We start from the raw sequence: 17,771 nt of genomic DNA, 5'->3' as shown, positions 1-17,771 counted from the left end.
GCAGTATCGCATCCAGGAAGTCATCAAGCGCCGCCAGATCCTGCTGGTGCAGGTGGCCAAGGAAGAACGCGGCAACAAGGGCGCGGCGCTGACCACCTATCTGTCGCTCGCCGGCCGCTATTCGGTGCTGATGCCGAACACCGCGCGCGGCGGCGGCATTTCCCGCAAGATCACCAATCCGGCCGACCGCAAGCGGCTCAAGGAAGTCGCCAAGGGTCTGGAAGTGCCGCAGGGCATGGGCGTGATCCTGCGCACCGCCGGCGCCAACCGCACCAAGGCCGAGGTCAAGCGCGACTTCGAATATCTGATGCGGCTTTGGGAAAATGTCCGCTCCAAGACGCTGACATCGACGGCGCCCTGCCTGGTCTACGAGGAAGGCAGCCTGATCAAGCGCTCCATCCGAGACCTTTACAACAAGGACATCAGCGAGGTCATCGTCTCCGGCGACGAGGGGTACCGCGAGGCAAAGGACTTCATGAAGATGCTGATGCCGAGCCACGCCAAGGTGGTTCAGCGGTATCGCGACATTCACCCGATCTATTCGCGCTCCGGCATCGAGGCGCAGCTTGACCGCATGCTGCAGCCGCAGGTGACGCTGAAATCGGGCGGCTACCTGATCATCAACCAGACCGAAGCGCTGGTCGCCATCGACGTCAACTCCGGCCGGTCGACGCGCGAGCACTCGATCGAGGACACCGCGCTCCAGACCAATCTGGAGGCGGCGGAGGAAGTGGCGCGTCAGTTGAGGCTGCGCGACCTTGCCGGCCTCGTCGTCATCGACTTCATCGACATGGAGGAGAAGCGCAACAACCGCGCTGTCGAAAAGAAGCTCAAGGAATGTCTGAAGAACGACCGCGCCCGCATTCAGGTCGGCCGGATCTCGCATTTCGGCCTGCTGGAGATGTCGCGCCAGCGCATCCGCGCATCCGTTCTGGAATCGACCACCCAGGTCTGCAGCCATTGCGGCGGCACCGGCCATGTGCTCTCGCAGTCCTCCGTTGCGCTCCACGTGCTGCGCGGCGTCGAGGAATACCTGCTGAAGAACACCACGCATAACATCACCGTGCGCACGACGCCGGAGATCGCGCCCTATCTGCTCAACCAGAAGCGCAACACGATTGTCGATTACGAGAACCGCTTCGGCGTCGAGATCATCGTCGAGGCCGATGGCGATCTCGAGAACAGCCATTTCGAGATCGATCGCCGCGATCCGGTCGAAAATCCGGTGAAGATCGAAGCGCTGTTCAACTTCATCGACGAGCCGGAAGAAGACGTCGCCGAAATACCGGATGCCGACGACGCGGATGAAACCGACAACGCGCCGGCGAACGGCAATGCCAATGGCGACAATGCCAGCGACAGCAATGGCGACGACGAGGGCGGCCGCTCGCGCCGCAAGCGCCGTCGTCGTCGCGGCGGCCGGAATGGCGGCCAGCAGAACGGCAGCAGCGCCGAGAGCGACCAGTCGCAGGACGATGACGACAGCGGATCGGCCGACGACAACGCCCAGGACGCCTCGAACAGCGGCGATGACGACGACAAGCCGCGCCGCAAGCGCCGTCGCGGCAAGCGCGGCGGTCGCCGCAACCGCAGCGAAGACGATGCGCAGCAGGAAACCTCCGGCGATACGGACGAAGCGAAGGACGAGGATAACGCCTCCGAGACCGTCGCCGAGAAACAACCGATGGAGACCGGAGCGGCTGACGCGGCTGAGGCCCCGCAGGAGCGCGCGGCGGAAGCAGCCGAGAACGCGGCAGGCGAAACCGTGACGGAAGAGCCGGCCGAGGAAGCAGCCGAGACCAGCGTCGAGCAACCGAGCGAGACCACGGAAGACGAGGCGATGGCCGAGATCGAAGGCCGCAAGCCGCGCCGCCGCCGCAAGCCGAAGGCCGAGAAGACCGAGGCCGTCGCCGAGGAAACGCTCGCCGAAGCCGCCGAGGCTAAGCCGGAGACGGACGAAGCACCCGCGGCGAAGGAAGAGCAGCCTTCGGCCGAGGACGCCTCAACAGCCGACGCGGAAGGCGAGCCGGAAGCGACGGAGACGCCTGTCGATGATGAAAAGGCGGAAACCAAGCGCGCCAATCGCGGCGCCAATATCGCCTCTTCGGAACCGGTCGTGACCTCCAACGGTGCGGAAAATGACGACGAGCCCGCCAAGCCGAAGCGCGGCTGGTGGCAGCGTCGCGGGTTCTTCTGAGCCTGAAGCTCCGCAGAGACTGAAGCGCCGCCGTTTTCGCAGAACGGCGGCGTCAGTGTGTTGACAAAGGTTGGCTTACCCTCGTCCGTCATGCCGGCCTTGAGCCGGCACCGAGGGCCGAATAGCGAGGACTATCGCGGTCAAGGCATTGTTGAAAATGTGTTTTTGTCGCGCTGCCCCCCCCGGCTCAAGGCCACTGGTGTCCGGTCTAAAATCACGAGACCGTTGAAAAGCGTTGAAATCGCTGAATATTGTATCTTACCCGGATTTCAGGACACCGCTTTTCTCACCGAGGCGTCGGTTGAACAAGCCCCTCCCTACCCGTACCGGGTCATCCTCGGGCTTGACCCGAGGATCCAGGCCGCACGACGAACAGCTGCACAAACTATCCTGAATTCAATGAATTGAAGCGCCTGGATGCTCGGGTGAAGCCCGAGCATGACGCAGGTGGAGGGATAGAAACCGAAAAGAAAACCCGACTGATGGCTAAACCGGACAGGAGTGGCTCAAGGCCGGGGTGACCGAGAACGGGAGCAGGCGCTTTACTTCCGCAACAGGCTTTGTCGGTAGTCTGACGCCGGCGTTTTTGCATTCAGGCTGTTTCAGCGGTTGAGCGGCGGACCGTCGGCGACATGACCTGCATATTGCGGAAGATCGTCCGCGATCCGGTGCCAGGGCGCCTTCGAACGCACGAAGATGTGCTCGCCCGGGCGAATGGTCGGCGCCGTCTCGAGCGTTCCCATCGCCACATGGACATAGGCGCCGTCACGCACCCGCGAATAGAGCAGCGCGCCGCAGGCGGCGCAACGCGCATCATGATTGATGGCATCGCCGTATAGAAGCAGCTCTGCGGGTTCGCAGGCGAGCTCGAACTTGTCTGTCTCAATCCCGGCGAAGGGCTTGAAGGCAGACCCTGTCGATTTCTGGCAGTCCTTGCAGTGGCAAAACGCGGCATAGGCGAAAGCATCGGCCACGCGATAACGCGCCTTGCCGCACAGGCAGCCTCCCGTCAGCATCGTCATCCCTCCCCCGCTCTTCAACCCTTCTGCGGCAACCAGTTGCCCATGCGCTCCACCGCCTGACGGATCTCGGCCTCGGTTCCCGCATAGGAAAGCCTCAGATAGCGATCGCCGGTCAGCGGATCGAAATCCGCCCCGGGCGTTGCCGCGACGTCGATTTCGGCCAGCATCTTGCGCGAGAATGCCACGCTGTCATTGGAATAACCACTGACATCGACATAGGCATAGAAAGCGCCGTCCATGGGCGAGACCACCGGCAGGCCGATCTCCGGCAGCGCCCTGATCAGGAAATCACGGTTGGCGCGGTAGATTGCGCGATAGCCGTCGAGCTGAGGGCGGGCATCGAGGGCGGCTTCGGCTGCGATCTGCGAGAGCTCGGGCGCGCTGATATAGATGTTCTGCGCCAGTTGCTCGAACACGCGGACAAGCTTCTCCGGCAACACCATCCAGCCGACGCGCCAGCCGGTCATGCAATAATATTTTGAAAACGAATTGATCACCACCGCCGCGTCGGTGAAGGACAGCGCCGTGGCCTCCGCTCCGGAAAACACCAGTCCGTGATAGATCTCGTCGGAGATGAAGGCCGTGCCGCGCGCTTCGCACCAGTCGGCAAGGCGCTTCAGCGCCGCCCGGCCGGTGACGGTGCCCGTCGGGTTTGCCGGGCTTGCCAGAAGCACGCCCTTGATGGCGACGCCCTCAATGCGCTCCGCCTCCTCCAGCGCCTCGGGCGTCAGCGTGAATGCGTGCCGCTCATTCGCCTCCACCTCGACAACCTTGAGGTCCAGCGCCTTCAGAATGTTGCGATAGGCGGGATAGCCGGGCCGCGCGATCGCGACGGCATCGCCGGCATCAAACAGCGCCAGAAAGGCGAGATTAAAACCCGCCGACGAACCGGTCGTCACCGCGATGCGCGCGGGATCGACATCGACGCCCATGCGGACCCGGTAATCGCGCGCGATCGCCTCGCGCAGGCTTTGAAGGCCGAAAGCATCGGTATAGCCCAGACGGCCGTGGTCGAGGGCGGCACGCGCCGCCTCAAGCGCGCGGTCGGGGGCGGGATGGGAAGGCTGGCCGACGGCGAGCGAGAGCACCGGACGTCCGGCCTTCCTGCGGCGGTTCGCCTCCGCCAGAACGTCCATGGCCAGAAATGAATCGATTTCGCTGCGTTTCGACGGCATTCTGCTTCTTCCTTGTCATCAGGCCCGTTTGGCAGGCAGTTTTACCGGGCTTGGACCATTCCTCGGCGCGCTGCAATCCTTCCGATCAAAAAAGCGGGATTTTGAGGACTGCCCGCCGGATTTCCGGCCTTTGCTATGGACATCGCCGCCTTTTGCGCACAATTGGTTCCTAGCTGAGATTATCTTGTCATGCAGGAAGGGGAAATCATGTCATCAAAGGGACTGAGGCTCGCCGTCGTCGCGGTCGTCGCAACCGCCGTTGCGTCTGCGGCTGCAACAACCGCCGCGATCTACGGTTTTGCTTCCCCGCAGCCGCGGGAGCAGGTTGCAGCGCCCGCAACCGGCGATTTCGGCACGCGGGTGCATGACTATCTGGTGGCCAATCCGGAAGTGCTGCTTGACGTTCAGGCCGCCCTGCAGCGCAAGCAGGCCGAGGAACAGCAGCAGGCCGCGCAGGCCGCGATTGCGGAAAACCAGGACAGGATTTTCCAGCCTGAATTCGATGCGGTGCTCGGCAATCCCGACGGCGCCATCACCGTCGTCGAGTTCTTCGACTACAATTGCGGCTATTGCCGTCGCGCCCTTGCCGACATGGACGAGATCATCGCCGATAATGACGATGTGCGTTTCATCCTGAAGGAGATTCCGGTTCTGGGGCCGGAATCGCAGGCCGCGCAGCGCGTCTCCTATGCTTTCTTCAAGGTTGCGCCGGAGAAATATCCGGATTTCCATCGCGCCCTGATGGAAGCGGGCAACCGCGCCACCGATGAAAGCGCCCGCGCCGTCGCCTCGGCCTTCGGCGTGACCAGCGACCAGATCGACGCGGCGATGGCGGAGTTCCCGCCCGAGGCCGCCCTTCAGGAGCACTTTGCGCTGGCAAGCGCCGTCGGCGTTACCGGAACGCCTGCCTATATCGTCGGCGACACGATGCTGCACGGCGCCATCGGCGCGGATCGCATCCAGCAGGTGATCGACAACATCCGCGACTGCGGACAGGGAACCTGCTCTTGAGCTTCTCGCCCGTGCGAAGCTTAACCAAGGCGTTTCGTCGTCCGGTCTTTGGGCTTTTCCTGAATGACCTGAACGTCTATAGGTGAAGGCGAAACTGGAATTGACGGATGACACGCGTAATCTTTGTTCTGAACGGACCCAACCTCAATCTTCTGGGCAAGCGCGAGCCGGGCATCTACGGCGCGTTGACCCTGGAAGCCATTGAGGAGGCCTGTCGCCGAGAGGCTGAAGCGCTCGGCTTTCAGGCCGACTGCCGCCAGAGCAATCATGAAGGCGTTCTTGTCGACTGGCTTCACGAAGCCAGCGAAAAAGCGGCCGGTGTCGCCATCAATCCGGGTGCCTACGGGCACACATCCATTGCGCTTCACGACGCCATACGGGCCATCAGCGTGCCTGTCGTGGAGCTTCACATTTCCAACATTCATGCCCGTGAGCCCTTTCGCCACAAGACCATGACATCGGCAGCGGCGAAGGGGGTAATCTGCGGCTTCGGCCAGGACAGTTACCTGCTTGCGCTTCGTGCGCTGAAGACGCTCTCGGAATAAAAAGAAAAAAGGAACACCACCCATGGCAGATCAGAAGAAGGCAGTCGACGCGAAGCTGGTGCGCGAACTCGCCGTTATCCTCAAAGACACCGACCTCACCGAAATCGAGGTCGAGCAGGACGGCCTTCACATTCGCGTCGCCCGTGAAATAACCGTCGCGCCGCAACAGGCCATGGCCTATGCGCCGGCTCCGGCGGCAGCGCCGGCAGCAGCAGCTCCCCAGCCGGCAGCGGCCGAAGCGCCGGCAGCGCCCGCCGCGAGCAATCTCGACCAGGCCATCAAGGCGCCCATGGTCGGCACCGTCTACCTTGCTCCCGCCCCCGGCGCCCGTCCCTTCATCGAGGTTGGCGCGAACGTCAAGGAAGGCCAGACCCTGCTCATCATCGAGGCGATGAAGACGATGAACCAGATCCCTGCGCCCAAGAGCGGCAAGGTCACCCAGATTCTCGTCGACGACGCCCAGCCGGTTGAGTTCGACGAACCGCTTGTCGTGATCGAATAACGGGTCAGAGAGAATGTTTTCCAAAATCCTCATCGCCAATCGCGGCGAAATCGCGCTCCGCGTCCAGCGCGCCTGCAAGGAGCTCGGCATCGCCACCGTCGCCGTTCACTCCACGGCCGACGCGAACGCGATGCATGTGCGCCTTGCCGACGAGAGCGTGTGCATCGGCCCGCCGTCTTCGCGCGAGAGCTACCTCAACATCCACCAGATCGTTGCCGCCTGTGAGATCACCGGCGCCGACGCCGTGCATCCCGGTTACGGCTTCCTCTCCGAAAACGCCAAGTTCGCCGAGATCCTGGAAGCCCACGGCATCACCTTCATCGGCCCCACCAGCGAACATATCCGCATGATGGGCGACAAGATCACCGCCAAGACGACCGCCGAAAATCTTGGCATCCCGGTCGTCCCCGGTTCCGGCGGTTCGGTCGACACGGAAGAGGACGCCATCAGGACCGCCGACGAGATCGGTTATCCGGTGCTGATCAAGGCAACGGCCGGCGGCGGCGGACGCGGCATGAAGCTTGCCCGCACCCGCGATGATCTGCTGGAGGCCTGGAGCACGGCCCGCGGCGAGGCGGCAGCGGCCTTCGGCAATGACTCCGTCTATATGGAGAAATATCTCGACAAACCGCGTCATATCGAGGTGCAGGTCTTCGGCGATGGCGAAGGCGACGCCATTCACCTTGGCGAGCGTGACTGCTCGCTGCAGCGCCGCCACCAGAAGGTCTGGGAAGAAGCCAACTCGCCGGCGCTCAATGTCGAGCAGCGCATGCAGATCGGCGAGATCTGCGCCGATGCGATGCGCAAGATGAAATATCGCGGCGCCGGCACGATCGAGTTCCTCTATGAGAACGGCGCGTTCTATTTCATTGAAATGAACACCCGGCTTCAGGTGGAGCACCCGATTACCGAAGCCATTACCGGCATCGACCTGGTGCATGAACAGATCCGTGTTGCCGCCGGCGCCGGGCTCTCGGTCAGCCAGAAGGATGTCACCTTCTCCGGCCACGCGATCGAATGCCGCATCAATGCCGAAAACGCCAGGACCTTCCGCCCGTCGCCCGGCACGATCACCCATTTTCACGCCCCGGGCGGTCTTGGCGTACGCATCGATTCCGGCGTCTATCAGGGTTACAAGATTCCGCCCTATTACGACAGCCTGATCGGCAAGCTCATCGTCCACGGCCGCACGCGCGTGGAATGCATGATGCGGCTCAAGCGCGCGCTGGACGAGTTCGTCGTTGACGGGATTGACACGACGCTGCCGCTTTTTCAGGATCTGATCGCCAATCAGGACATCGCCAATGGCGACTATGATATTCACTGGCTGGAACATTATCTGGAAGACAAGGCTGACGCCTAATCCCACCGGAGCAAAGCGCGGATCGACGGGATCAGGCGACCAAACGATTGGATAATGCGCGTTTCGAACCGCTTCGGGCGGATCGAAACGCGCTCTGAGCAGCTGAGAGGCCATGGAAAAGAACGCCGGAAAGAGCAGCAGGATTACGCCGGAGCTGCTTTTGAATGCCTACAGCATCGGCCTCTTTCCCATGTCCGAATCGGCCGATGACACCGAGCTTTTCTGGGTCGAACCGGAAATTCGCGGCATTATTCCGCTCGACAAGCTTCACGTCTCCCACAGCCTGCGCAAGTTCATGCGCAGGTCCCCTTACGAAATCCGCTTCAACCATGATTTCGATGGCGTGATCGCCGCCTGCGCGGCGCCGGCGCCCGACCGGCCGCAGACCTGGATCAACCACGAGATCCGCACGCTCTACAAGTCGCTGCATGCCATGGGCCGCGCCCATTCGGTCGAGGCCTGGCAGGACGGCGCGCTTGTCGGCGGGCTTTACGGCGTCTCGCTGAAGGCGGCCTTCTTCGGCGAAAGCATGTTCTCTCGCCGCCCGAACGCCTCCAAGATCTGCCTCGTGCATCTGGTGGAACGCCTGCGCGCCAACAACTTCCTGCTGCTCGACACGCAGTTCACCACCGACCATCTGAAGACGATGGGCGCGATCGATATCCCGAAGGAAGAATACATGACGCTGCTGAATGCGGCGCTCGTCTGGCCCGATCAGCCGTTTCCGTGAACGATGCCTATGCCTGCCGGTTGTTGAACTCTGCGAGCCAGGGTTCGGCCGGATCGGGCTTGTGGAAGACGAGCCCCTCGCCCTTCAGCCAGTCTCCGAGATAGCGGAAGAAATCGTCCGAGCTATACTGCACGGGCCTGTAGCGCGTGTTCCATTCGCCGGGCACGAACTCGCCATCCGCATTGCGCCTGCCGCCGCTCCAGTCATCCCATGGGGCCTGCGGATTGATGTGCGCGCCGATGCGCGAGTTGAGGATCACGCATTTGCCGACGGCCTCCAGCACATCAAGTGAAATCGTGCCTTCCGGCGGATGATCGAATTCGGAGGTCTCGGCAAGTCGCGTGCGGTAGCCCTTGACATTCGGAATTCCGTAGGGCGATGCCCTGACCGTCTGGAACCACTGCCGGCCAAGCGAGAATGTGCCGGCAAGCGCGGCCTCGCTGCCGTCATGGGTAAAGTCGCATTCGTTGAAGACGATGCCGTAGCGCGTGTGCATGTTGGTCGAGGGGGCGACCACATAGGCATGGTCGACGCGGCTGCCGAGCGAACGGATTTCGCAACGATCGAAATAGGCGGTCGCGCGGCCGAAGATAAAGTCGATATCGCCCTCGACATCGCAGTTGGAATAGTAGGAGCGCACCGTCATGCCCGGCACGCGGCCCTTGAAGTAGAGCGTGTCCTGGAAGCTTGAAAAACGCACATGGTCGAAATGGACGCGGTCGGCATTGTGGACCAGCGTCGCCACGGCCTGGTGCCAGCCTTTGGCGAACTGGCCAGCCGCATTCTTCGGCCCGCCCTTGACGTCCTCGCATTTGGAATTTCTGTCGGCCCTGTCGCAATTATAGGTGTTTTTGACGCTCAGGTTCTTTGCCTGAAATCCGTCATTCTCGACCCTGAGCACGCAGGCGTTTTCGGTGGACAGACGCTCGAGCGCGGCGTTGGCACGGTAGATTTCGGCAATTTCCGGCGCGTAGCCATCAACCGCGTCCCCGAAGGTCGCCAGAAAATCAGCCCCGCTCATGCCCTGATCGATATTGGCGCGGATCACCGTCTCTTGCGGCGCGTTGCCCGTACCAAACAGCGTGATCGCTACGGTCCGATCACCGACGATGAGACGCGGCACGATGACCGTCTCGTCATAAACGCCGGGGTGGATGGCGATGTAGATGCGATCGCCCGTCTTGCCCGCGCCGGCATCGCGCACGGCCTGGCTGACGGCCATTTGCACGGAAGCGAAATCGCCGCCCGCCGTCGCGACGGTGTAGTCCGCCCGCACCTTGGCATCGCCGCACATGAAGCCGTCGGCCTTCGGGTCCCACGGGTCGATGGCTTCGGCCCCGGCGCGCCCGGTATATTTAAGGGCCTCGAGATAGCGGAAGCTCTCGGCCTCGGCTGCGTTCAGTTGGGGACGCGCATCGGACATTTCGGGCCTTCGCGAATGCTGGGGAGATCAGGGGGCGGGAATGCTCGCCTCGCCGACGCAATCGGTCAGCCAGACGTCATAGATCGGGTCTTCCACGGCATTGAGCGCCGGCGAATCGGCAAACATCCAGCCGGAGAAGATGCGGGAGACCTCGTTCTGCAGCGACACCTTGTCAACCTGGACGAAAGCATCGACCTGCTGTTCCTCCGTTTCGTCGCGCGAATAGCAGACGCGCGGCGTCACCTGCAGGCGACCGAACTGGACGGTTTCGCCGACATAGGCATCGAATGTGTAGGTGCGCCCGGTGATCTTGTCGATGCCGCCGAGCACGGCAACCGGGTTTTCCACCCGCGCCGCAAGGGCGGGACCTGTGACAAGGCCCGCGGCGGCGAGGCCGAAGGAAACGGTGAGAAGACGGCGCAGCACGCGGAACTCCATGGAACATCCCTTGATATTGAAAAAGCGCGACAGATGCCGCGCTTCATTCGAACCGGCATTTCGCCAGCCTACCGTCAGATTGCGGCAAAAAACTTACGCGCCCGGCGTCCAGGCGTCGTAATCGCCCGTGACCTTGTTGCGTTCGCCCTGGACGGCGAGCGAGCCCTTGGGGCGATAGGCAAGCGCGGTGCCCGTCTGGTTCGGGTTGTGCGGCTTTTCCCATTCGCGCGCCGTGTAGGCGGCCTTGGTCGGCGGCGTATCGGTGCGATGATGCATCCAGCCGTGCCAGCCGGGCGGAATGGTGGAAGCATCGGCATAACCGTTGTAGATCACCCAGCGACGCTTCAGGCCGTAGGTCGACATGCCGCCTTCGTAATAGACGTTCCCGAACTGATCCTCACCGACCTTCTTGCCGAAGCGGCGCGTAAAAAGATCCGTGCCGATGGTCGAGCCGTTCCACCAGGTAAACATCTTCGCCAGAAAGCTTGCCATTCTCTTTCCTTACGTCCTGAACCGCGAAGGCGGCCGATTTCCTAAACCCGTGTATGGCGCGTCATGGCGCGCTTGTCCAGAGCGGGAGGCCGCCTCAAAGACCTTTCAGCTTCATTTTGAAGCCGCGATGGGACGGCGTGAAACCAAGCCGCTCGTAGAAGCGATGGGCGTCTGCTCGGCTCCGGTTCGACATCAGTTGCACCAGCCGGCAGTCCTCCGCCCTCGCCTTTTCGATCGCCGCCGCGATCATCTTCGCCCCGATGCCGCGGCTACGCCAATCGGGATGGGTCTGAACCGCCTCGATCGTCAGCACCGCTCCGCCGCGACCGGTCAACGTCCGGGTATAGGAGGTCTGGAACGTGCCGACGACCATGCCGTCAAGCTCCGCCACATAGAGCGTATCATTGGCCGAGGCGGCGATCGCATCGAAGGCGGCGCGATAATCGCCATAGGCTTCAGGATCGGTGGTATCGCCGTGGCCGCCAAGGTCGTCGGCGGCAAAGATTGCGATCAGCGCCTCAAGATCGTCACGCCGCGCCGCGCGGATCATCAGACCTTCGATGTCAGACACCGGGCAGGTCCTTTTCCATGCGAATGGCCGGAATGCCGGAGCCGGGCGCGCCGCATTCATCATGCCGACCGACTTCCCGCAGGCCATGGGCCTCGTAGAACCGGATGGCCGGCGCATTTTGCGGCACGACTTCCAGAGCCAGTCGCTTCGCGTTGGGAAAGCAGGTTTCGATCTCGGCAAACAGCTGCTCGCCAATGCCCTGGCGCTGGCAGCCCGGAAGCACATAGAGCTGGCTGAGATTGACGATCTCGGCGTTATCCTTGTCGGGCGCCGCAAAGGCCATGCCGCCGATCATCGTGCCGCTGTCGGCCACCAGGAACTCGCCGTGAGGCCGGCGCAGCCGCCTCAGCACGGCCTCGTGCGAAAGCCAGTTGTTGATGATCGTCTCGACCTTCTCGGGTCCGAGAATCTCGTCATAGGTCGCGTGCCAGGTCTCGGAGAGCAGCGCGCAGACGGCCGGAATATCCGTCTCCATGGCCGTGCGGACGAAGAACAAGGGTTTACTCCGCAACGCCCAGCTTTTCCTTGACCAGCGCCTGCACCGCCTGCGGATTGGCCTTGCCCTGAGAAGCCTTCATCACCTGGCCGACGAACCAGCCGGCAAGCGAGGGCTTGTCCTTGACCTTTGCGGCCTGTTCCGGATTGGCGGCGATGATCTCGTCAACGATCTTTTCGATCGCGCCGGTATCGGTCACCTGCTTCATCCCGCGCTCTTCGACGATCTTTTTCGGGTCGCCGCCCTCGTTCCAGACGATCTGGATAACGTCTTTGGCAATCTTGCTCGAGATCGTATTATCGAGAGTCATCGAAACAATTGCCGAGTTCGCCTCTGCGGAAACAGGCCCCGTTTCGATGGTCAAACCTGCTGAATGCAGGCGGCCGAAATACTCATTGATGAGCCAATTAGCAGCCGCCTTTGCAGGGGTGCCCTGTGCAATCATACCTTCGTAATAGTCGGACACCGCCTTGTCGGAGACCAGCACCGAGGCGTCATAGACGGAAAGGCCGAGATCGCCCACAAACCGCGCCTTCTTGTCATCCGGCAGTTCCGGCAGGTCCTTCGCCAGCTCTTCGATGAAGGCATCGTCGAATTCGAGCGGCAGCAGGTCCGGGTCGGGGAAATAGCGGTAGTCATGCGCGTCTTCCTTGGAGCGCATCGAGCGGGTTTCACCCTTGACCGGATCGAACAGGCGGGTCTCCTGGTCGATCACGCCGCCCTCTTCCAGTATGTCGATCTGGCGGCGGGCCTCGCTTTCGATCGCCATGCCCACAAAGCGGATCGAGTTGACGTTTTTGATCTCGCAGCGCGTGCCAAACTCACCGCCCGGCTTGCGCACGGAGACATTCACATCGGCGCGGAGCGACCCCTCATCCATATTGCCGTCGCAGGTGCCGAGATAGCGTACGATGGTGCGAAGCTTTGTGACATAGGCCTTGGCCTCGTCGGCGGAACGCATATCCGGCTTGGAGACGATCTCCATCAGCGCCACGCCCGAACGGTTGAGGTCGACGAAGGAAAACGAGGGATGCTGGTCATGCATCAGCTTGCCGGCATCCTGCTCCAGATGCAGCCGCTCGATGCCGATCTCGATATCCTCGAAATTGCCCTCTCTGTCCGGTCCGAGCGAGATGGTGATCGTACCTTCGCCGACGATCGGGTCCTTGTACTGGGAGATCTGGTAGCCCTGCGGCAGGTCGGGATAGAAATAGTTCTTGCGGTCGAAGATCGAGCGCTTGTTGATTTTGGCCTTGAGGCCAAGGCCGGTGCGCACGGCCTGCTTCACGCATTCCTCGTTGATGACGGGCAGCATGCCGGGCATGGCCGCATCCACCAGCGAGACGTTGGCGTTGGGCGCCTTGCCGAAGGTGGTGGAGGAGCCGGAGAACAGCTTCGCATTGCTCGTGACCTGCGCATGCACCTCGAGACCGATGATGACTTCCCAGTCGCCGGTGGCGCCGGGGATCAGGCGTTTGGGATCGGGCGTGCGGGTATCGACAATGGTCATGGTCAGCTCATCGTTCATCTGCGGAAACTTGTTCGTGAGGTAGAGCAAATGGGGGCAAGACGCAAGCGATAGGGTGCGACGCCGCACGCCAAAAACCTTGACCTTGCGCGCCTGCGGGCGTATTTCCTTCGCGTCAACCTGGAGTTTGGATGTCAAACCGATCGGAATCCCGGTAAGGGCCCTGCCCGCCTTGCTTTGCTGAAGCAAGATGCGCGCAGCGGCCGGAAACCATGAGCCCCGCCGACGAACGCGTCAGCAGGAACATGTTTTTGTGCGCCTTCCCGGCGCCAACCCGGATTTGACGACAATGGACATCTCGCGCAATGAACAGCGCATCCTGCACCTGCTCGCACAGGGCGGCAGGATCGAACTGACACGCACCGAAACCCGAAAGATCGAGAAGGTCGACTGCTTCACCCGCGACGGCTGGCTCTATCCCGGCCTCAACATCACTCTGTTTCGCAAGCTGAAGGCCAAACGCGCCATCCGCTCGAAAGGCGGCAGGCCGTACCAGATCACCGAACGCGGTTTGCGGCTGGTCAGAAGCCAACCCGACAACACGTAGCAGTGGAAAACGGGAGAGGTCGCGCGCCTCTCCCGAACACTCGCGGCCGCGTTTTCGCCCGACGCGTCTACCGCAGGGCCGCGATCTCCGCTTTCAGTCCGGCATATTCCTCCGCGAAACCGCCGCTTTGAACCGGCTTTTTCGCGCGGCGATACCAGTAGCCGGCGTTCCACGTATCGCCTTCGATCCGGTGGCAGAGCGCATGCGCCGCGTCATAGGGCATCTCGCCCTCATGCGCCTGGCAGATTTCGTGCACCGCCTCCCATTCAGGACCGACGACGAAGCCCGCCTCGGCGAGGCTTTCGAGCGCCGCGTCAAGGGCTGCCAGTTGGTTGCTGCTCATGAGAATTCTCCTCCTGTTTCTTGCCCGGTCATGCCCGCCAAACGGACTCAGGGCCGCCATCTCACCTCGCCGGCCTGCGGCAGATGCTCGAAGGCGGGGCGGCAGAGAAAATAGCCCTGCGCCAGCTCCACGCCCAGTTCCCGCAGCATGGCAAGCTCACCGGCGGTCTCGACGCCTTCGCAGACGAGATCGATCCCCATGTCCCGCGCCATGGCGACAAGATGCTTGACCATGATGCCGCGCGCGGCGCTTTTGTCGATGCCGCGCACCAGTTCCATATCCAGCTTCAGGATATCGGGCGGCATGTTGGCCAGGAGCGACAGACCGGAATGACCGGCGCCGAAATCATCCACCGCCGTCTGAAAGCCGAGCGCCCGGTAGAGCGTCACGATCGCGTTGAGCTTGTCGGTGTCGGCGACCTCCGACTCGGTGAATTCGAAGATCAGCCGGTCGCTGGAAACCCCGCATCGCTTGCCGGTGGCAAGCGTCAGCTGGATGCAGGCGCGCGGCTCGTAGATCGCCCGCGGCATGAAATTGATCGAAAGCTTCGCCCCGGTTTCCATCAGGCCGAGATGCGCCGAAAGCTCGATCGCCTTCACCCGGCATTGCTGGTCGAAGGCATAGAGATTGTCATCGCTCAGCTGCGCGAACAGCGTTCCCGCGCCTTCGCCCTTCGTTCCGCGCGCCAGCGCCTCGAAAGCGAAAACAGAGCCGTCCCTGAGATCGACGATCGGCTGAAAGGCCATCGAAAAATCAAACGGCAAGGTCTCGGCGTTCAGGCATCCGATACATGATCCGGACATTGAAAAAACTCTCGTCTTAAACGATGCGCTAAAGGTTACCTAATGCATCCTGACAACAAGAAAAGCCCGGTTGCCTGTTTCGGACAACCGGGCTTCCTGCATTTTTCTGTCAAAAAAGCCTTATTCGACGGAGAATTCCAGCGGCTTTGCCTGCTTGATGGCTTCATGGCCGAGCAGCCTGTCGAGCACTTCCGGCGTCGGCTGCTCGTCGACATAGAGAAGCGCGATCGCATCGCCGCCCTGGTTGTCGCGGCCGAGCTGGAAATTGGCGATGTTGACGCCGGCCTGCCCAAGCGTGGTCCCCATGAAGCCGATCATGCCGGGCACGTCGGTGTTGGAGATGTAAACCATGTGACGGCCGACATCGGCATCCATGTTGATGCCCTTGATCTGGATGAAGCGCGGCTTGCCATCGGAGAACACCGTGCCGGCGACCGAGCGGGTCTGCTTTTCCGTCGTGATCGTCAGCTTGATATAGCCGTCATAGACGCCCGACTTGTCGCGACGGGTCTCCTGCAGGATGATGCCCTTGTCCTTCAGCATGATCGGCGCGGACACCATGTTGACGTCGGCCACCAGCGGGCGCAGCAGGCCGGCGAGCAGCGCGCTCGTCAGCGCCGTGGTGTTCATCTGCGCGAAATTGCCGTCGTAGAGAACCTCGACTTCCTTGATCGGGTTTTCCGTCACCTGGCCGGCAAATTCGCCGAGCACTTCGGCGAGCTTGATCACCGGCTTCAGGCGGGGCGCCTCGTCGGCCGAGATCGACGGCATGTTGATGGCGTTAGTGACGGCGCCCTTCAGAAGGTAATCCGACATCTGGTCGGCAACCTGCAGCGCGACATTTTCCTGGGCTTCCGTGGTCGAGGCGCCGAGATGCGGCGTGCAGACGACGTTTTCCAGGCCGAAGAGCGGGCTTTCCGTTGCAGGCTCGGTTTCGAACACGTCGAAGCCGGCGCCGGCGACATGGCCGGACTTGATGGCTTCGGCAAGCGCTGCCTCATCGACGAGACCGCCGCGGGCGCAGTTGATGATGCGGACGCCCTTCTTGGTCTTCGCCAGCGCCTCGGCATTGAGAATGCCGCGCGTCTTGTCCGTCATCGGCACATGCAGCGTGATGAAGTCGGCCTTGGCCAGAAGCTCGTCGAGATCGACCTTGGTGACGCCCATCTTCTCGGCCTTTTCCTGCGACAGGAAGGGGTCATAGGCGATCACATTCATCTTCAGCCCGATGGCGCGGTCGCAGACGATCGAGCCGATATTGCCGGCGCCGATGACGCCGAGCGTCTTGCCGGTGATCTCGACGCCCATGAATTTCGACTTTTCCCACTTGCCAGCCTGTGTGGAGGTGTCGGCGGCAGGGATCTGGCGGGCAACGGCCAGCATCAGCGAGATGGCATGTTCGGCGGTCGTGATCGAATTGCCGAACGGCGTGTTCATGACGATGATGCCGCGGCGCGAGGCGGCCGGGATATCGACATTGTCGACGCCGATGCCGGCGCGGCCGATGACCTTGAGGTTGGTCGCGGCCTCGATCAGCTTCTCGGTCGCCTTGGTGGCCGAGCGGATGGCGAGACCATCATACTGGCCGATGATCTCGAGCAGTTTTTCCTTGTCCTTGCCGAGCTTCGGCTGGAAATCGACATCAATGCCGCGGTCCTTGAAGATCTGGACGGCGGCTTCCGACAGGGCGTCGGATACGAGTACGCGAGGTGCCATGATAGGCCTCCTTCAAAAAAGATCGATTTTCGGGAATGACTGGCCCGCGCCTCCCACCGGAGGCGGCGCGAGCTCTCGCCTCGCCTAAGCCGCGAGCTTTGCTTTTTCAGCCTGGAAGGCCCAGTCGAGCCAGCCCATCAGGGCTTTCATATCGGCTGTTTCCACCGTGGAGCCGGCCCAGATGCGAAGACCGGACGGCGCATCGCGATAGGCGCCGATATCGTAGGCAACGCCTTCCTTGTCGAGCGCGGAGACGATCGCCTTGGCAAAGGCGGCCTGCGCCGCATCGTCCAGCTTGACGATGTCGGGATCGACGATCTTCAGGCAGACCGACGTATTGGAACGGGTCGCCGGGTCTTCGGCCAGGTTCTCGATCCAGTCGTTCTTCTCGACGAAATCGAAGATCACCTTGGCATTGGCATCGGCGCGGGCAACCAGCCCGTCCAGACCGCCGACTGTCTTCGCCCATTTCAGCGCATCGAGATAATCCTCGACGCAGAGCATGGAGGGCGTGTTGATCGTTTCGCCGACGAAGATGCCTTCGATCAGCTTGCCGCCCTTGGTCATGCGGAAGATCTTCGGCAGCGGCCAGGCGGGCGTGTAGTTTTCCAGACGCTCAACAGCGCGCGGCGAGAGGATGAGGATGCCGTGACCGCCCTCGCCGCCCAGAACCTTCTGCCAGGAGAAGGTGACGACGTCGAGCTTGTTGAAGTCGACCTTCTGCGCGAACACCGCCGAGGTGGCGTCGCAAATGGTCAGGCCCTTGCGGTCCGCCGGAATGAAATCGGCATTGGGCACGCGCACGCCGGAGGTTGTGCCGTTCCAGGTGAAGACCACGTCATTGTCGAAATTGACAGTGGAAAGGTCGG

19 protein-coding genes are annotated in these 17,771 nt (G+C 62.1%); 7 read left to right on the top strand and 12 right to left on the bottom strand.

The annotated features are described in order from the left end of the window. The coding region (locus tag AC5DC2_RS06415; RefSeq protein ID WP_491697906.1) for an Rne/Rng family ribonuclease at positions 1–2,197 on the top strand (2,197 nt) is incomplete at its 5' end. Positions 2,198–2,799: 602 nt separating this feature from the next. Here the strand turns inward: AC5DC2_RS06415 and AC5DC2_RS06410 are convergent. Further along, positions 2,800–3,219: a GFA family protein gene (locus tag AC5DC2_RS06410; protein ID WP_024710111.1), complete on the bottom strand. Its 420-nt coding sequence runs from the start codon at positions 3,217–3,219 to the stop codon at positions 2,800–2,802. Between the two features lie 14 nt (positions 3,220–3,233). Then, on the bottom strand, positions 3,234–4,394 hold the full coding sequence (locus AC5DC2_RS06405) for a pyridoxal phosphate-dependent aminotransferase (protein WP_491697905.1): 1,161 nt from the start codon (positions 4,392–4,394) through the stop codon (positions 3,234–3,236). 207 nt (positions 4,395–4,601) lie between these two features. Between AC5DC2_RS06405 and AC5DC2_RS06400 the strand changes: the two genes are divergently transcribed. The 5 genes from AC5DC2_RS06400 to aat all read left to right on the top strand — a co-directional run bounded on the left by AC5DC2_RS06400 (position 4,602) and on the right by aat (position 8,545). Next, positions 4,602–5,405: a DsbA family protein gene (locus AC5DC2_RS06400; protein WP_491697904.1), complete on the top strand. Its 804-nt coding sequence runs from the start codon at positions 4,602–4,604 to the stop codon at positions 5,403–5,405. A 107-nt stretch (positions 5,406–5,512) separates the two neighbouring features. Further along, complete coding sequence (gene aroQ, locus AC5DC2_RS06395) at positions 5,513–5,950, top strand: type II 3-dehydroquinate dehydratase (protein ID WP_024710108.1); 438 nt, start codon at positions 5,513–5,515, stop codon at positions 5,948–5,950. Positions 5,951–5,972: 22 nt separating this feature from the next. After that, complete coding sequence (gene accB, locus AC5DC2_RS06390; protein WP_024710107.1) at positions 5,973–6,452, top strand: acetyl-CoA carboxylase biotin carboxyl carrier protein; 480 nt, start codon at positions 5,973–5,975, stop codon at positions 6,450–6,452. Positions 6,453–6,465: 13 nt separating this feature from the next. Further along, positions 6,466–7,815, top strand: coding sequence for an acetyl-CoA carboxylase biotin carboxylase subunit (accC, locus tag AC5DC2_RS06385; protein ID WP_024710106.1), 1,350 nt, complete (start codon positions 6,466–6,468; stop codon positions 7,813–7,815). 112 nt (positions 7,816–7,927) lie between these two features. Next, on the top strand, positions 7,928–8,545 hold the full coding sequence (aat, locus tag AC5DC2_RS06380; protein ID WP_024710105.1) for a leucyl/phenylalanyl-tRNA--protein transferase: 618 nt from the start codon (positions 7,928–7,930) through the stop codon (positions 8,543–8,545). 7 nt (positions 8,546–8,552) lie between these two features. Here aat and AC5DC2_RS06375 read toward each other — a convergent pair whose 3' ends face one another. The 6 genes from AC5DC2_RS06375 to gatB all read right to left on the bottom strand — a co-directional run bounded on the left by AC5DC2_RS06375 (position 8,553) and on the right by gatB (position 13,475). Further along, positions 8,553–9,968, bottom strand: coding sequence for a pectinesterase family protein (locus AC5DC2_RS06375; RefSeq protein WP_491697903.1), 1,416 nt, complete (start codon positions 9,966–9,968; stop codon positions 8,553–8,555). A 27-nt stretch (positions 9,969–9,995) separates the two neighbouring features. Continuing rightward, positions 9,996–10,406: a DUF2155 domain-containing protein gene (locus AC5DC2_RS06370; RefSeq protein ID WP_491697902.1), complete on the bottom strand. Its 411-nt coding sequence runs from the start codon at positions 10,404–10,406 to the stop codon at positions 9,996–9,998. A 93-nt stretch (positions 10,407–10,499) separates the two neighbouring features. Beyond that, positions 10,500–10,898 carry an NADH:ubiquinone oxidoreductase subunit NDUFA12 gene (locus AC5DC2_RS06365; RefSeq protein ID WP_491697901.1) on the bottom strand — a complete coding sequence of 133 codons (399 nt, stop codon included), beginning with the start codon at positions 10,896–10,898 and terminating at the stop codon, positions 10,500–10,502. A gap of 94 nt (positions 10,899–10,992) precedes the next feature. Next, entirely contained in the window at positions 10,993–11,448 is a 456-nt protein-coding gene (locus AC5DC2_RS06360; protein WP_491697908.1) for a GNAT family N-acetyltransferase, read from the bottom strand. Positions 11,449–11,461: 13 nt separating this feature from the next. Continuing rightward, on the bottom strand, positions 11,462–11,965 hold the full coding sequence (locus AC5DC2_RS06355) for a GNAT family N-acetyltransferase (protein WP_491697900.1): 504 nt from the start codon (positions 11,963–11,965) through the stop codon (positions 11,462–11,464). 4 nt (positions 11,966–11,969) lie between these two features. Then, positions 11,970–13,475 carry an Asp-tRNA(Asn)/Glu-tRNA(Gln) amidotransferase subunit GatB gene (gatB, locus tag AC5DC2_RS06350; protein WP_491697907.1) on the bottom strand — a complete coding sequence of 502 codons (1,506 nt, stop codon included), beginning with the start codon at positions 13,473–13,475 and terminating at the stop codon, positions 11,970–11,972. Positions 13,476–13,782: 307 nt separating this feature from the next. On the opposite strand from gatB, the gene AC5DC2_RS06345 reads away from it, so the two are divergent. Next, positions 13,783–14,040, top strand: coding sequence for a YjhX family toxin (locus AC5DC2_RS06345; RefSeq protein ID WP_491697899.1), 258 nt, complete (start codon positions 13,783–13,785; stop codon positions 14,038–14,040). Positions 14,041–14,107: 67 nt separating this feature from the next. Here AC5DC2_RS06345 and AC5DC2_RS06340 read toward each other — a convergent pair whose 3' ends face one another. From AC5DC2_RS06340 to AC5DC2_RS06325, 4 genes are all read right to left on the bottom strand, one after another. Continuing rightward, positions 14,108–14,383, bottom strand: a complete 276-nt coding sequence (locus AC5DC2_RS06340) for a hypothetical protein (RefSeq protein WP_491697898.1) — start codon at positions 14,381–14,383, stop codon at positions 14,108–14,110. A gap of 47 nt (positions 14,384–14,430) precedes the next feature. Then, the gene (locus AC5DC2_RS06335; RefSeq protein ID WP_491697897.1) at positions 14,431–15,129 is read right to left on the bottom strand and encodes an EAL domain-containing protein; all 699 of its coding nucleotides are present in this window, start codon (positions 15,127–15,129) and stop codon (positions 14,431–14,433) included. A 177-nt stretch (positions 15,130–15,306) separates the two neighbouring features. Then, the gene (serA, locus tag AC5DC2_RS06330; RefSeq protein ID WP_024710095.1) at positions 15,307–16,902 is read right to left on the bottom strand and encodes a phosphoglycerate dehydrogenase; all 1,596 of its coding nucleotides are present in this window, start codon (positions 16,900–16,902) and stop codon (positions 15,307–15,309) included. A gap of 84 nt (positions 16,903–16,986) precedes the next feature. Continuing rightward, on the bottom strand, positions 16,987–17,771 hold a 785-nt coding region (locus AC5DC2_RS06325; protein ID WP_491697896.1), incomplete at its 5' end, for a phosphoserine transaminase.

This window comes from Martelella sp. (assembly GCF_984369615.1).
The sequence above is the reverse complement of the archived record's forward strand: the minus strand, read 5'-3'. Positions and strand labels throughout refer to the sequence as shown.